This window comes from Acinetobacter sp. LipI_23 (assembly GCF_058243045.1).
In genome coordinates, this window is sequence record NZ_JBZAYJ010000001.1 from 1,409,275 (window position 1) to 1,423,191 (window position 13,917).

14 protein-coding genes and 1 pseudogene are annotated in these 13,917 nt (G+C 41.0%); 2 read left to right on the forward strand and 13 right to left on the reverse strand.

The window, feature by feature from the left end; translation table 11 throughout:
- Positions 1-4: 4 nt before the first annotated feature.
- The 11 genes and pseudogenes from AC4CVD_RS06890 to AC4CVD_RS06940 form a co-directional block, all read right to left on the reverse strand.
- Positions 5-322 (reverse strand): hypothetical protein, encoded by a 318-nt coding sequence (locus AC4CVD_RS06890; RefSeq protein ID WP_005399604.1) that lies wholly within the window; start codon positions 320-322, stop codon positions 5-7.
- A gap of 190 nt (positions 323-512) precedes the next feature.
- Positions 513-1,604, reverse strand: coding sequence for a redox-regulated ATPase YchF (gene ychF / locus AC4CVD_RS06895; protein WP_004693442.1), 1,092 nt, complete (start codon positions 1,602-1,604; stop codon positions 513-515).
- A 145-nt stretch (positions 1,605-1,749) separates the two neighbouring features.
- Positions 1,750-2,136 (reverse strand): annotated as a pseudogene (locus tag AC4CVD_RS06900) (HAD-IA family hydrolase); the annotation flags it as partial.
- A 12-nt stretch (positions 2,137-2,148) separates the two neighbouring features.
- Complete coding sequence (locus AC4CVD_RS06905; protein ID WP_490752572.1) at positions 2,149-2,460, reverse strand: HAD family hydrolase; 312 nt, start codon at positions 2,458-2,460, stop codon at positions 2,149-2,151.
- A gap of 245 nt (positions 2,461-2,705) precedes the next feature.
- Complete coding sequence (locus AC4CVD_RS06910; RefSeq protein WP_490752574.1) at positions 2,706-3,365, reverse strand: methionine ABC transporter permease; 660 nt, start codon at positions 3,363-3,365, stop codon at positions 2,706-2,708.
- The gene (locus tag AC4CVD_RS06915) at positions 3,346-4,416 is read right to left on the reverse strand and encodes a methionine ABC transporter ATP-binding protein (protein ID WP_490752576.1); all 1,071 of its coding nucleotides are present in this window, start codon (positions 4,414-4,416) and stop codon (positions 3,346-3,348) included. Before AC4CVD_RS06915 ends, AC4CVD_RS06910 begins: the two co-directional genes overlap by 20 nt.
- 11 nt (positions 4,417-4,427) lie before the next feature.
- The gene (locus tag AC4CVD_RS06920; protein WP_490752578.1) at positions 4,428-5,264 is read right to left on the reverse strand and encodes a MetQ/NlpA family ABC transporter substrate-binding protein; all 837 of its coding nucleotides are present in this window, start codon (positions 5,262-5,264) and stop codon (positions 4,428-4,430) included.
- A 9-nt stretch (positions 5,265-5,273) separates the two neighbouring features.
- Positions 5,274-6,116, reverse strand: coding sequence for a MetQ/NlpA family ABC transporter substrate-binding protein (locus tag AC4CVD_RS06925; protein WP_490752580.1), 843 nt, complete (start codon positions 6,114-6,116; stop codon positions 5,274-5,276).
- 22 nt (positions 6,117-6,138) lie between these two features.
- Positions 6,139-7,557, reverse strand: a complete 1,419-nt coding sequence (locus tag AC4CVD_RS06930; RefSeq protein WP_490752582.1) for an LLM class flavin-dependent oxidoreductase — start codon at positions 7,555-7,557, stop codon at positions 6,139-6,141.
- Entirely contained in the window at positions 7,557-8,780 is a 1,224-nt protein-coding gene (locus AC4CVD_RS06935; RefSeq protein WP_490752584.1) for an SfnB family sulfur acquisition oxidoreductase, read from the reverse strand. The genes AC4CVD_RS06930 and AC4CVD_RS06935 overlap by 1 nt, the downstream gene beginning before the upstream one ends.
- 10 nt (positions 8,781-8,790) lie before the next feature.
- A complete protein-coding gene (locus tag AC4CVD_RS06940; protein ID WP_490752586.1) occupies positions 8,791-9,993 on the reverse strand; it encodes an SfnB family sulfur acquisition oxidoreductase in 1,203 nt (400 codons plus the stop codon).
- A gap of 380 nt (positions 9,994-10,373) precedes the next feature.
- On the opposite strand from AC4CVD_RS06940, the gene AC4CVD_RS06945 reads away from it, so the two are divergent.
- Both AC4CVD_RS06945 and AC4CVD_RS06950 read left to right on the forward strand, forming a co-directional pair.
- Positions 10,374-11,138 carry a glutathione S-transferase family protein gene (locus tag AC4CVD_RS06945; RefSeq protein WP_490752587.1) on the forward strand — a complete coding sequence of 255 codons (765 nt, stop codon included), beginning with the start codon at positions 10,374-10,376 and terminating at the stop codon, positions 11,136-11,138.
- Positions 11,139-11,418: 280 nt separating this feature from the next.
- Positions 11,419-11,889, forward strand: coding sequence for an Lrp/AsnC family transcriptional regulator (locus tag AC4CVD_RS06950; protein WP_004693423.1), 471 nt, complete (start codon positions 11,419-11,421; stop codon positions 11,887-11,889).
- Between the two features lie 378 nt (positions 11,890-12,267).
- On the opposite strand, the gene AC4CVD_RS06955 is transcribed toward AC4CVD_RS06950, so the two are convergent.
- Both AC4CVD_RS06955 and AC4CVD_RS06960 read right to left on the reverse strand, forming a co-directional pair.
- Positions 12,268-13,017, reverse strand: coding sequence for a YebC/PmpR family DNA-binding transcriptional regulator (locus AC4CVD_RS06955; protein ID WP_490752590.1), 750 nt, complete (start codon positions 13,015-13,017; stop codon positions 12,268-12,270).
- A 261-nt stretch (positions 13,018-13,278) separates the two neighbouring features.
- On the reverse strand, positions 13,279-13,851 hold the full coding sequence (locus tag AC4CVD_RS06960) for a 1-acyl-sn-glycerol-3-phosphate acyltransferase (RefSeq protein ID WP_490752592.1): 573 nt from the start codon (positions 13,849-13,851) through the stop codon (positions 13,279-13,281).
- Positions 13,852-13,917: the final 66 nt, after the last annotated feature.

Below are 13,917 nucleotides of genomic sequence, written 5' to 3' on the forward strand. Positions count from 1 at the left end.
TGTTTTAAGATGTCTTCGCGACTTTGTGTGTATTCGGGCTTGGAGCATGAGCATCTTTATGGGACTTATTAGTCATATCATTGGCTTTCATTGAATCATGCTTGGCCATTTTATCTTGCTTCATGGCTGGATCGTGTTTGACTGTTTTGTCTTGTTTCATTGCCTGATCATGTTTCGCCACGTTCATGGTTGCGACGCACTTACCACCTTTATGATTTGCACCTGTACCACCCGACAGTGTTGTTCCTTGTGGGCATGCAAATGCTGTAGCGCTAAGCATTGTGAATAAACCTGCTGCAATAAATGTGCTGATCTTTTTCATTTTCGTTTGTTCAATGAAGGCATTAGTGCCTGTGATTAAATTAGCGATAATACGAAAGAATAGAAGTGATAATATTGTGTGAGATCCAAACGGATCAGGTGTTCATATGTTATTTAATGCTGTTTTTAAGATTGGTTTAAGCTTATAAAAAAACCCGATGGGTATCGGGTTTTTTTATATTCGGAACGACTTATACATTAAAGCGGAAGTGTAGAACATCACCGTCTTGAACGATGTATGTTTTACCTTCTAAACGCCATTTACCTGCTTCTTTCGCGCCTGCTTCACCGTTGTATTGAACGAAGTCGTTATAAGCAACACATTCAGCACGGATAAAGCCTTTTTCGAAGTCAGTGTGGATCACCCCCGCCGCTTGTGGTGCAGTTGCACCCACTTTAACGGTCCAAGCACGAACTTCTTGTACACCCGCCGTGAAGTAAGTCTGTAAACCTAAAAGACCATAGCCCGCGCGAATTACTACGTTTAGACCTGGTTCTTCCATGCCTAAAGCTTCAAGGAACTCAGCACGGTCTTCATCTTCAAGCAGTGAAATTTCAGCTTCGATTTGGTTGCAAAGTGGAACCACGATTGCATTTTCTTCAGCTGCAAGTTTTTTCACAGCATCTAAATGCGGGTTGTTTTCAAAACCATCTTCTGCAACGTTTGCAATATACATGGTTGGTTTTAAAGTCATTAAGCCAAAACCGCGAACCAATTTACGTTCGTCGTCATCTAGGTCAGCTGCACGAGCAGGTTTGCCTTCATCAAGTAAAGGTAAAATTTTGTCTAAAACCGCTTTGGTTGCAAGCGCTTCTTTGTCGCCACCTTTTGCAGATTTTGCTAAACGAGTCACTGCTTTTGTCACAGTTTCTAAGTCAGCAAGTGCAAGTTCCGTATTGATGGTTGCGATGTCATCAAGCGGGTCAATTTTACCGTTAACGTGAATGACGTTTTCATCTTCAAAACAACGTACAACGTGAGCAATCGCATCTGTTTCACGGATGTTTGCAAGGAATTGATTTCCCAAGCCTTCACCTTTAGATGCACCAGCAACTAAACCTGCGATGTCTACAAATTCCATCGTTGTTGGAATCACACGTTGAGGTTTTACAATCGCTGTTAATTTGTCTAAACGTGGATCTGGCACAGGAACGATGCCTGTGTTTGGTTCAATGGTACAGAATGGGAAGTTTTCAGCAGCAATAGCAGCTTTAGTCAATGCATTGAAAAGTGTAGATTTACCAACGTTCGGCAAGCCGACAATACCGCAATTAAAACCCATGAAATAACTCACAACGTGTTATATAAAAATTGCCAGTGATTTTACATGAAAGCCATGACAAAGTCAGGTCTCAGGGGAGAAGAATCAAAGTTGTAAATCATGTTGTGGGCAGAACTTCCTCATTTAAGCCCTATATACGAGCCTTTTAAGCCTTTTCTTTTAATAAAGAAACCAGATTTAATAGATCCGTTGCATGTAGATTATTGTCTATGCAAGGACTAGAGTCTTTCAATTGAGCTGAACCATTCTCAAAGGGGCGTTCAATATACGCCGTCAGAAGTCCACAGCCACGCGCTGCAGCAAGGTCATCTTGATGGGTGGCCACCATCATCACTTGATTTGGTGCAACATTGAGAAAGTCTGCGACACCTAAATAGGTTTTGGGAGAGGGTTTGTAGGCTTTGAAATTTTCAGCAGAGAAAATAGTGTCCCAAGGTAATTTTGCGTACTTTGCCAGATCGACCAATAAGCGAATGTTGCCATTTGAAAGGGTGCAAATAATATAATCTTGTTTTAATTGATTGAGTGCTGCAACTGAATCTGGCTAAGGGTTGAGACGATGCCAAATAAAGTTTAAATCATTCTTTTGTGCTTCGGTCAGTGTGGAGATTTGATATTTGACTAAAAGCTCATCCAAAATGAGACGGTGAATATCATCAATGGAGGTCCACGGCTGCTGACCTGACAAAACCTGATCCATTGCAGGTCGATAGCCTGCTCGCCAGTCTAATGCAAATTGGTTGGCATCAATGTTCAAGGCTAGACTTTCCACTTCTTGAACGATTGAAGAATGCCAGTCCACAACAGTTCCAAAGATGTCGAAAGCGAGTACTTTAATTTTAGGGGAATGATGCATATTGAGGTAGTTATTCTTATTTAGCTTTGAAGATACGTTATAGCTTATTCATTTCTATCTGTATATTGAGAGCTATATTTTCTATGTGAATTTCAAAGAAAAACAATGTTGATTAGACTGCTGTCATAAATCAGAAGCGATTATAAATGGGTAGTGAACTTCATATTGAAACACCCTCCTCAGAAAAAGGAGGGCTAAAAAACTTAAGTGGACAGTATAGTCTCTGCTTTATATAGGAAATGGGATTAAACCTTCCTTTTATCGAGTTGATTTGCCAGATTGTCTCCAATCACTTGCACACACATCACCAAAATCACGAGCACGACAATCACGGCCAACATGATCTGCATATCAAAACGCTGATAACCATAACGATAGGCAATATCGCCTAAACCGCCAGCACCAATTGCGCCTGCAATGGCAGAGGAGTTAATCATGGTCACAATGGTTACGGTAAAACCTGCGACAATTCCAGGAAGAGCTTCAGGTAACAACATATGCCAAATGATTTGAGTACGGTTACAGCCGATAGCTTGCGCAGCCTCAATCAGCCCTTGATCTACTTCGCGTAAACTGACTTCTGCAATTCGTGCAAAAAAGGGTGTTGCTGCTAAGGTTAAAGGGACAACTGCTGCCCAAACACCATAACTGGTGCCTACAATCCAACGTGTGAGTGGAATGAGGGCCACCATCAAAATCAGGAAGGGAACGGAACGGGTGATATTCACCAACCAGCCTAAGCTATGGTTAATACTTTTGGAAGGATAAATGCCATGCTCAGAGGTACTGACCAGAACCACTGCCATTGGCAGACCAATGAGTAAGGCAAAAAACGCAGATGCGCCGACCATGATTAAGGTGTCGATAGTGCCTGTCAGTAATAAATCAATGAGTTGGTCGTGCATAGCCCAGTACCTCTACATGTGTCACATGTGCTTTTAGTTTTTGTAGTAGTGATTGAATTTCTAAGCCCAGTGTGGGGACAGCAATAACCAATGTTCCAATTAAATGGTTTTGGATGGTGTCGACCTGACTTTGATACAAATGCACAGTTTGTGGGAAATGATCCAAAATATGTTTTAAGTCAGGGGGATGATGCGCATCTGACGTTGAGCGAATTTTGAAAATGGCATGTGTATCGAGCTGCGTAGGTTCAGCATTCAAGCGAAAGGGCAAATCGAGTTGTTCTAGATTCAGTAGTTCTTGGGTAATGCCTTGCTGTGGTTGAGAAAACACAGACCAAACTTCGCCTGATTCCACAATTTCACCGCCATCAATGACCACGACCTGATCGCATATTTCCCGAATCACTTGCATTTCATGGGTAATCAATACAATGGTAATACCCAACTTTTGATTAATTTCTTTGAGTAAGGACAGCACCACAGAGGTGCTTTCTGGATCAAGTGCAGATGTCGCTTTATCACAGAGTAAAATTTCAGGATGGTGGACCAATGCACGAGCAATGCCGACGCGCTGCTTTTGACCGCCAGACAGTTGTGATGGGTAATGCTGTGCCTTATCGCTTAGCCCGACCAATTGGAGAACTTCGTTGACACGTTGTTCGATGTCTTGCTTGGGATAATTGGCCACTTTGAGGGGTAGTGCAACATTTTCATAGACTGTTTTGGCAGACATTAAATTGAAATGCTGGAAAATCATACCAATGCGTTGGCGGAGCTGAATCAGCTCAGCGTGGTTCAATGCTGCCAAGTCTTGCTGATGAATATGAATATGACCTTCACTGATACGTTCTAAACCATTTAAGGTGCGGAGCAGGGAGGATTTACCTGCACCACTTTTGCCAATAATGCCAAACACTTTTCCTGTTGGGATGTCGAGGTCAATATTTTTGAGAGCATGCACGCTATGCCCTTGTACCGCATAGTGTTTGTTTAAGTTACGAATTTTGATATGTGGAATTGAAAAATCCACATGAGAACCAAAGCTGACCATTCTTTTTCTCCTTATTTCCAGCCTTCAAACCACAGACCTTGGCCAAAATCACGATCTAAAATCTCTTGAACGTGTTTTGAGTTTTGGAATGCTTGCACAAAAGTCGCAAGTTTTTGGTTTTGGTCTGGATAGTCTTTACGTGTCACAAATAAAATGGCGTATTTCTTGTCCATCGGATCAAGAAAAAGGGTATGATGCGGATCTGTGACCTTGGCCATTTTTAAATAATGAGGGAAGCCAAAAATTAAATCGGCATCATTAAACGCATGTGCAGTTTGTGGGCCTTCTACTTCAATAAACTGAAGCTGTTTAGGATTGCTCATAATATCTTTTACGGTAGACAGTTCATTGTTAATGTCCTTGAGCTGAATCAAACCTGCACGATGCAGTAAAATTAGAGCACGTGCCGAGTTTACAGGGTCATTGGGGATGACCACACGTGCTTGAGTTGGTAGTGCATCTAAGGACTTATATTTTTTTGAATACAGTCCGACATGACTTCCTGTTCCTGTGGCGAATGCATGCAAATCATAATTTGTTTCGCGAATCGCATTGCTCAGAAAGACACTTTGCTGAAAAAAATTGGCATCAATGTCACCATTTTGCACAGCAACATTTGGCGCATGCCAGTCCGAGAATTCAACCAGTTTGACTTGAATGCCTTGCTTTTTTACTTCATCTGCCACGCTTTGCAGCAATTCGGCATAAGGTGGGCTAATACCAATCGTTAAGACATCATCTTGCGCATGGCTTTTGCTATAGCGGTAACCCGCTAGAGCAAAAATTGCCATGATGATGCTTAAGCCAATCAGCCATTTTTTTCGATTTTGAGTGAAAGATTGCGTCATGGCTTATACTCACTTCCAACCTGGGAACCAAAGTTTTTCACCAATTTCACTATTCAAAGTCTGTTTAACTTTGTCAGATGTTTGATAAATCTTGATGAATTTTTCAAGCTGTGCTGCTTTCTCTGGATGTTGCTGTTGGTAGTCGTCACGCACCACAAATAAAATCGAATACAGGGTATTGGTGTTGTCATCTAAGATCAGCGCATCATTTGGGTCGATGGTTTTTGCAAGACGTAAATAATGTGGATAGCTAAAGACCAAGTCAGCATCATCAACGGCACGTGCAGTTTGTGGACCTTCAACTTCAATAAACTTTAGCTTTTTAGGGTTGCTCACAATATCTTGCAGGTTGGATAGATGATTGTTTGGGGCTTTTAAGCTAATCAATTTGGCCTGTTGTAACAGTAAAAGCGCACGACCTTGATTTACTGGATCATTTGGAATAACTGTACGTGCATTTTCAGGAATCGCATCAATCGAGTCATATTTTTTTGAATATAAACCGACGTGTGTGGTGACGCCTTTATCCAGTGCTTTCAGTTTAAATTGAGTTTCTTTGATAGCGTTATCTAAGAAGGGCTGATGCTGAAAATAGTTAGCATCAATATCACCATGGTTGAGCGTGATATTGGGGGTATTCCAATCCGAAAACTCGACCAGTTTGACATTAATGCCTTGTTGTTTCGCCTCTTCCACAGCCACCTTTAATGGACTGGCAAAGGGTGGGCTGATCCCAATCACCAGTTCAGAGTTACTCGATTTTTTATGATAAGACCACGCCACCAGTGCAATGACGATGGCAGCGACAATTACCCCAATAACGGTAAATTTTGTTTTTGCAGTTTGAGCCATGATATTTCTCGTATTTTAAAATTTATGCGGTTTGTTTTTGCGGTGTTTTAGGATGAGAGCACGAGCTTTGACATCGATACTGCTGTACAGGGTGGTTTGCGGCCAGTCGGTCACCTTGAGCGAATAATTTGTGGCGTAAACTACCTGTTTCATAGGCGGTTTTATAACGGCTACGCTCTTGTAACTCTGGGATGACCCAACGAATAAAGTCTTGATGTGACTCTGGGGCAACGGTTCGTGTGAGATTAAAGCCATCTACGCCAGTTTCATCTAAGAGCTGAATGAGTTTTTCTGCTACAGTTTTTCCACTCCCGACAATCAGTGGATAGCGTCCACCGAGTACATGCTGGGCTTTTAAATCCGCTCGCGTAACTTTTTGCTCTTTAAATTTGTTATTGACCGAGGCAATGCTATTGGTTTGTTTATAAGGAATCGCTTCATCATCTGCAAACTGTGATAAATCTATTCCAACTGAACTTGAAAAATGCGCCAAACCTGCTTCTGGACTGGCATAGCGAATATATTCGGCGAGTTTTTCTTGTGCGAGTTCATCCGTTTCTGCAGTCACTACACTAATGCCAACAAAGAGTTTAATGGCTTGTTCATCACGCCCATGGCTTAATGCAAGCGCACGAATCTTATCGACTTGCTGTTTCAGTTTTTCAGGCGTGTCAGCACCTATAAACATGGCTTCAGCATGTTGAGTTGCGAAGGCTAAGCCTTTACTTGAAGCGCCCGCTTGATAAAGTACAGGTGTCCGCTGTATAGATGGGGAAACCTGAAAAATGCCCTGACTTTGGAAGAATTTGCCTTGATGCTGTATGGCATAAACTTTTGAAGGATCGGTAAAGACACGGTTTAATTTATCTTTTTGTATGGCATCGTCTTCCCAAGAACCTTCCCAAAATTTATAGCAAAGTTCGATAAACTCTTCAGCTTGTTCATAACGCAAGTCGTGATCTTTTAAACCTTTTTGACCAATTAACCGTTCTGCGCTGTCTAAGTAACCCGTGACAATGTTCCACCCAATACGACCGTTTGTTAGATGGTCGAGGCTCGCAAAGCGTCGTGCAAATTGGTAAGGCGACTCATAGCTCAAATTTACAGTGACACCAAACCCTAAGTGCTGTGTAACGGCAGCCATGGCAGAAACGAGGGTACTTGGGTCGTGGCTTGGAAGCTGAATCGACTCTTTCAGGGTTAAATCCAGACCATTTTGATAAACATCGTAGACACCTGTAATGTCGGCGATAAATAAACCATCAAATAAACCTTGCTCTAAGGTCTGCGCCAAATCTGTCCAATAGCTGAGCTCATTAAAGCGATGTGACTCATCACGTGGGTGTGTCCACAAACCGTGATTGATATGACCTACGCTATTCATATCAAAGGCATTCAGGATGATTTGCTTCGGCTTGTTATTTTGAGATGATAGTGTCATTACAATGTCCCTCTGCGTGGAGGAAGTACACCGTTAAGAAGATAATTGGCAATGAAGTAATATTTCCAACGTGCCGCATCATGTAGCGTGTGAACACGTGCATTACGCCAAAAGCGGTCTAGGCCATCTTCACGCTGACTACCACGACTGCCTGCCAGTTCAATCAATTTCGAAGCGGCTTTTAATGCGGTTTCTGTGCTATGTGCACGAACTTTCGCTACATCGAGAGAAGCTTTTGCAATGCTATCAATGGTTGGATTAGGACGTGCTGTATCGATTGAGCGAGCTGCTTGTTTGAGTAAGACTTCACTGGCGCGTACATCGGCAACCACGCGTCCTAGTTCAAACTGTGTTAAAGGATCATCGGTTGCCTGTTCAACAGCAGAGTCAATCCACGGACGAGCCTGACGCACACGAACCAGTGTTTCCTCAAAAGCAGCACGCGCGATACCCGTTTCAATGGCAGCATGCATAATTTGCGCAAAAGGTCCAACCAAAGTCGGTCTAGAAAAAGCTGTATCGAAAGAAACAATATCTTCGGCATCTACAGCGACATGATTGAATTTGACTGTACCGCTGCCTGTGGTGCGTTGACCAAAACCAGACCAATCATCTATCAGTTCGAGTCCTTGGCTACTCCGTGGGATAAAGACAAGAAACTCTTTGTCATCGGCATCTTTGACTAAAGTGGGGATGCGGTCTGCAAACAGACTGCCTGTGCAATAAAACTTTTCACCATTGACCACATAGCCTTGTTCAGTTTGGCTGAGTGCAGTTTGTTTTTGTGTTGCGTTTTTAGTTTTAAACTCTGCCAAGGCATTACCAAAGCGTGCCCCTTTGAGCACTTCTGCATAGAGTTTACGCTTTTGTTGTTCAGTACCGTTGTTGCGTAAAACCTCTAATGCATAGAAATGGTTCTGGGGAATTTGACCAATAGACCCATCTACACCACTCATCAGTGCGATAATTTGTGCGACCGTATAGCTGGAAACATCTGCACCCCCGAATTCCTTCGGTACAGTAATGGCCCAAAGGCCAGATTGGCTATAGGTCTCGATTTCCTCAAAAGGCAAAATTCGTTCCGCATCACGTTGGATAGCCTGTTGTTTAAACTGCTCAGCTAAATTTTTGGCAATCTCTAAGGCTTCGGCATCGCTTTGAATAATATGTGCATACGCTGCATTTTTGGATTGAAGTGGAAGAATAGGTTGAAATGAAGTCATGACGTTCTCCTTAAATCCAAGCGTGGCGAGCAGGAAAAGTGTTGTTTAAATAGTAGTTACCTAGTGCATGCAGCTTCCAGCGGATCGGGTCGTGTAAGGTATGCACACGTGCATTGCGCCAATGTTGATCTAAATTATGTTGGCTTAGGCTCGAACGACTGCCGCCAAGCTCTAGGAGTTTTTCAGAAATTTGTAGTGCAGCATCATTGGCATAGACCTTAGCTTCGGCGACTAGAATGGAAGCTTTAGCTGCTTGTTCGGCACTGACAACGCTCAGTTGGTCGAGCTCATCTAAATATTCAGCAGCTTCATCGAGCAGTAGGATAGCGGCATCCAACAGAACGGCGGATTTGCCGACTTCTTGTAAGGTGTAATGTTCAAAACTGGCTTTCTCAACTTGCGCATCGACAATTGGTCGGGCTTTTTTCACTGCTGACAAAGTGTCTTCAAATGCAGCTTCTGCTATGCCGACATCAATTGCAACTTGCATTAACTGCGAGAAAGCACCGCGATAATTGATATCTTCAGCCAGTTTCCGCTCATCAAAGATAAGTAGTGGATCGACTTCAACCCGTTGTAATTTTACTGTGCCGCTTGAAGTTGTACGCTGACCAAAACCGTTCCAGTTATCGATGACTTCAATGCCTTGTGCTGTGGCATCAACAAGCGTCAGTACCACATATCCTTCAGGGTGGATGGCTTTAATGGCTAACCAATGAGCAAAGCTACTGCCTGTAGAGTAGAACTTTTCACCATCGACATAGTAACGACCATTTTCAATACTTAATGTCGTACTCAGGGTTTTAGTGTCTTTGGTATTTCGTTCGGGGCCGCCATTGGCAAGGCGTTTGCCGTTTAATATTTCATTAAAAATAAACTGTTTTTGTTGTTCGCTGCCCAAGATATCAATCATGTTGAGCAGCGCAATTTGGTTTTGTGGAATTTGGCCAACACTTGAGTCGGCTTTATTAATAATGCGAAAAACCTGAGCTAAGGTTTTGTTGGAAACAAATGCGCCTCCAAAAGCTTGAGGAATACGAATCCCGCCTAATCCTTTTTGGCTAAATAACTCGACTTCAGCAAAAGGAAGCTGACGGTTCTGATCACGTTGATCCCGACCTTCTAAGGCAAAGTCAGCGACATGATAGGCTGCATTAATCGCATCCTGATCATTTTGTATCACGTGAATATTTTTAGAGAGTGTATGAGACATAAAAGCACCTTTACTTAATGCCTATACGCTACTTGGGATTGCTTGAATGATTAAATGAAGGATTTTGAATTACTTAGCAGCTAAAAATTTAAAAATAAAATATGCTAAGTTTAATCATTTAGATGATATGTTAAGGATTTGAAAAATAAGGAATAACCAATTTAACTGAGGACTGAATGGGATGATCAAAGTCTTACTTATCAAGATTTGAGATATTGTAGAGAAAAAAATGTATAAATTTGATAAAGACTGTTGAACATTTGCTAGGCAGTTTTGAGTAAAAAGTACATTGTAAATCCTAAATACAGTGACTAAAGTATCCAACTGAAATAGATGGCTTTTCTGAAAAGCCAAAATAGAAAAATAAATGTGGAGCATTTATGAGAACTTTATACCAGTTTCCTTTATCTCATTTTTGTGAGAAAGCTCGCTGGTTGCTCGATCATAAAGAGCTAGATTTTGTCGCACAAAATGTGGTGCCTGGGGTTCACCGGGCTTTTGCACAGTTAAAGACAGGGCAAAATAAACTGCCTATTTTGCGTGATCAGGACAAATGGGTCGCTGATACCACCGAGATTGCGTTATATCTTGATGAGCGTTATCCAGAACATCGACTGTTACGTAATGAAGCACAGCTTCGTAAAGAGGCTTTAGATGTTAATGCGTTAGCCAATGATTTGGGATTGCATGTGCGTCGTTGGGGATTGGCGCATGCATTGTCCGATAACGATCAATCGCTACAGATTATGTTGGGTGAAAAGGGGTATTTACGTAAATTTGAAAAATACACCAAACCTTTAATGAAAACTTTGATGTCGAAAGGCTATGAGTTGAATGTAGAGAAAATAGAGCATTCGAAAGTTGAAATGCAGCGTTTAATTGAGGTCTTGAATGAAAAGTTAATTGCTAATCATGGGCGTTACTTTGTGGGAGATCGTTTAGGTTTGGCGGATATTGCTGTGTGTTCAATGTTAGCCCCTGTGCTTGAAATTAAAGGGACTCCTTGGGAAAAAGACCATGAGGATAGCCTATCTGAAGAATTCAGTGCCTATAAAACCTATTTAACCAATTTACCCTTGGGGCAGTATGTTTTAAGAGTCTATCAAACCGAGCGCAATGCTCGAGTCGACTGGCGCGGCGTTTAAAATAAGCTTAAGCCAAACAAGGCAAAGGTGATGTGTGATAGAGACAGCCTTTGCCTTTCTTGTATTTTCAATATCATGATTTATAGAAGCTGAATAGAAATTTTCTCAGTTGATTTGCAACTTTGTAAAAGATCATGGCACTCTTTGTCTAAAAAAGCTGATATCTTTTTATTAATCTGAAAATATATGAAAAAAAACTGCAAATAAGCTTTATCTTTCATTTGAAATGCTTAATATGAAATAAACACCTATAAACATAAGTTGTCATGAGAGTTAAATAATGGAATTAGATCGTTTTGATAAGCAAATTTTAGAAATTTTAAGTAATGAAGATATCAATCTAAACGAATTATCAGAGCGTATTAATCTATCGGTTAGTTCAGTACATCGTCGTATTAAGCACCTCATTGATAACGACATTATGACCAAAGTTAAGCGTGATATTAATTATCAAAAGCTCGGTTTTAGTCTACATGTTTTGCTACAAGTATCTTTGAGTAAACATGATACCGACACTTTTTCCAAGTTCTTGGAAGAGCTAGAAAATATTCCTGAAGTAACCAATGCCTTTTTAGTGACAGGGCAGTCGGCAGACTTTATTGTTGAAGTTGTGGCAAGAGATATGGAAAACTATAGTGATATTTTACTCAAACGCATTGGTAAAATCGAACATGTGGTGGCACTGCACTCAAGCTTTGTGATTAAAGAATATAACGTTTTTAACTGTAGTGGTTTGTTGAGCAAAGTCTAAGTCACGCTGAACTTGTATGAGTCTAATGAGTAGTAGGCTTCCTACTTTCAAAAGTTTGCATATTATCAGCCATAATTTTAGCCCTAGTACCAGAAGAGCACATGAGCTGTATGTTAGAGGTGCTACAGCAGGATGATGTTACTATTCAATTGGTCGTGAAAAACGCTCCGTGGTAAAGTTTTCTGATCTTTCGTGATCGCTTGTTGGAAAATCAAAAATTAGTGGCGGCGTGTAACCAACTAAAGCAAGACAGCCAACATTTAATGATGGATGAATATCGATTTTAAAAAGCCAAATTTATTGAAAGTGTATTCAATCAGCCATAAAAAATGCGCTCTCAAAGTTATGTTTGAGAACGCATTTTTATAAAGCAGTAGATTAAGCGTCTAATTCTGCCAATACCGCGTCAGAGAATTCAACGTTGGTATATACGTTTTGTACATCATCTAAATCTTCAAGCATATCAATCATTTTCATAATCTTTTTGGCTTGATCGATATCGGTGATTTCGGCTTTAGTTGAAGGGCTCATGACCACTTCAGCATTGTCCGATTTTAAACCTGCAGAAGTCAAAGCATCTTGCACATCACCAAAAGATTCAGGTGTAGTAATGACTAAGATTTCATCTTCATCGACTTCGATATCTTCAGCACCTGCTTCAAGTGCCACGTCCATGATTTGATCTTCTAAAGACACATCTTCAAAAGTGATCTCACCACGTTTTGTGAACAAGAAAGCAACTGAACCGTTTGTGCCTAAGTTACCATCTGTTTTTGAGAAACAGTGACGGACATCCGGTACAGTACGGTTTAAGTTGTCAGTCATGGTTTCTACAATAACTGCAACTCCACCAACACCATAACCTTCGTAGGTAATTTCTTTTAAATCATCGTTATCTTCGCCACCAGCACCACGTTGGATTGCACGGTTGATGACATCACGTGTCATATTTACAGAAAGTGCTTTTTCTACAACTGCACGAAGACGTGGGTTGCTTGCAGCATCACCACCGCCAAGCTTTGCAGCAGTTGTTAATTCACGAATAAATTTGGTAAAAAGTTTACCACGGCTAGCATCTTGTTTTGCTTTACGATGCTTAATATTGGCCCACTTGGAATGACCCGCCATGCGAAATATGCTCCTTGTAGATTGGCTTTGTGCCTATCAAATTGTGCAAATTCTACCATAAGCACTTTTTTATGCGAAAGTAGGTGTTTTTCTGAAAATCGCCTGAACAAACAAAAAAAGAATTAAAATTGTTTGAAATAAAGCCAGTTATTTAAAATTTACCCTGTGAGGCAGTTCACTTTAAAAATTAACTGTTGGGAAACTCTCACAGAGACCTAAAAGAATAGCGTCTTCACATTCTTTTAGGTTAATTAAAAGACCTTATTGTGCAGCAGTTTTAGGTTCTGGAATCTCAATAGCTAAACCAACATGCTCTTTATAAAGTGCTTTAATAAGCGCTAAGTCATGATCTAGGTCTGTTGGATAGATTTTTCCAAAAATACCACCTTGCTTGGTTTTTGAGTTCGCGTACATCAGCACAATAGGGACATTTGCTGCTTTAGCAATATGCCAAAACCCAGTACGAATAGGTTTACGTACTTCACCTGTTTTGGCGCGTGTCGCTTCAGGTGCAATGACTAAATTGAATTTTTCATTTTGGCTAAAGTATTCAACCATTTGAGACACAATGTCTTTATTTGACTTACGATCGACCGCGATGCCACCAATGGCTTCGAGTATGGGCTTCATTGGCCCTTTGAATAATTCTTTTTTAATCAGGGTATGGATTTTCATATCGTAGATTTGAAAAATCGCCAGTGACAAGACAGCATCCAACATAGAAGTATGTTCAAATCCAATAATGACTTGCTTGTCTTCCAAAACGTTTGGTTCTACATGATATTTCCAGCCTGTGAGTTTAAACGCAGACTCACCAATGAATTTTTTTAACATGACCATAAAAATACAAGTGTTTTTTAAAGAGGCTAATGTCTGCTTGTTTACGGTTTGAGTCAAGTC

What these genes read in the sequence shown, in the direction of transcription:
- AC4CVD_RS06910 (WP_490752574.1), bottom strand. Translation starts at nt 3,365, where the DNA reads ATGCACGACCAACTCATTGATTTATTACTGACAGGCACTATCGACACC.
- AC4CVD_RS06935 (WP_490752584.1), bottom strand. Translation starts at nt 8,780, where the DNA reads ATGACTTCATTTCAACCTATTCTTCCACTTCAATCCAAAAATGCAGCG.
- AC4CVD_RS06955 (WP_490752590.1), bottom strand. Translation starts at nt 13,017, where the DNA reads ATGGCGGGTCATTCCAAGTGGGCCAATATTAAGCATCGTAAAGCAAAA.
- AC4CVD_RS06940 (WP_490752586.1), bottom strand. Translation starts at nt 9,993, where the DNA reads ATGTCTCATACACTCTCTAAAAATATTCACGTGATACAAAATGATCAG.
- AC4CVD_RS06945 (WP_490752587.1), top strand. Translation starts at nt 10,374, where the DNA reads ATGAGAACTTTATACCAGTTTCCTTTATCTCATTTTTGTGAGAAAGCT.
- ychF (WP_004693442.1), bottom strand. Translation starts at nt 1,604, where the DNA reads ATGGGTTTTAATTGCGGTATTGTCGGCTTGCCGAACGTTGGTAAATCT.
- AC4CVD_RS06920 (WP_490752578.1), bottom strand. Translation starts at nt 5,264, where the DNA reads ATGACGCAATCTTTCACTCAAAATCGAAAAAAATGGCTGATTGGCTTA.
- AC4CVD_RS06890 (WP_005399604.1), bottom strand. Translation starts at nt 322, where the DNA reads ATGAAAAAGATCAGCACATTTATTGCAGCAGGTTTATTCACAATGCTT.
- AC4CVD_RS06950 (WP_004693423.1), top strand. Translation starts at nt 11,419, where the DNA reads ATGGAATTAGATCGTTTTGATAAGCAAATTTTAGAAATTTTAAGTAAT.
- AC4CVD_RS06960 (WP_490752592.1), bottom strand. Translation starts at nt 13,851, where the DNA reads ATGTTAAAAAAATTCATTGGTGAGTCTGCGTTTAAACTCACAGGCTGG.
- AC4CVD_RS06915 (WP_490752576.1), bottom strand. Translation starts at nt 4,416, where the DNA reads ATGGTCAGCTTTGGTTCTCATGTGGATTTTTCAATTCCACATATCAAA.
- AC4CVD_RS06905 (WP_490752572.1), bottom strand. Translation starts at nt 2,460, where the DNA reads ATGCATCATTCCCCTAAAATTAAAGTACTCGCTTTCGACATCTTTGGA.
- AC4CVD_RS06925 (WP_490752580.1), bottom strand. Translation starts at nt 6,116, where the DNA reads ATGGCTCAAACTGCAAAAACAAAATTTACCGTTATTGGGGTAATTGTC.
- AC4CVD_RS06930 (WP_490752582.1), bottom strand. Translation starts at nt 7,557, where the DNA reads ATGACACTATCATCTCAAAATAACAAGCCGAAGCAAATCATCCTGAAT.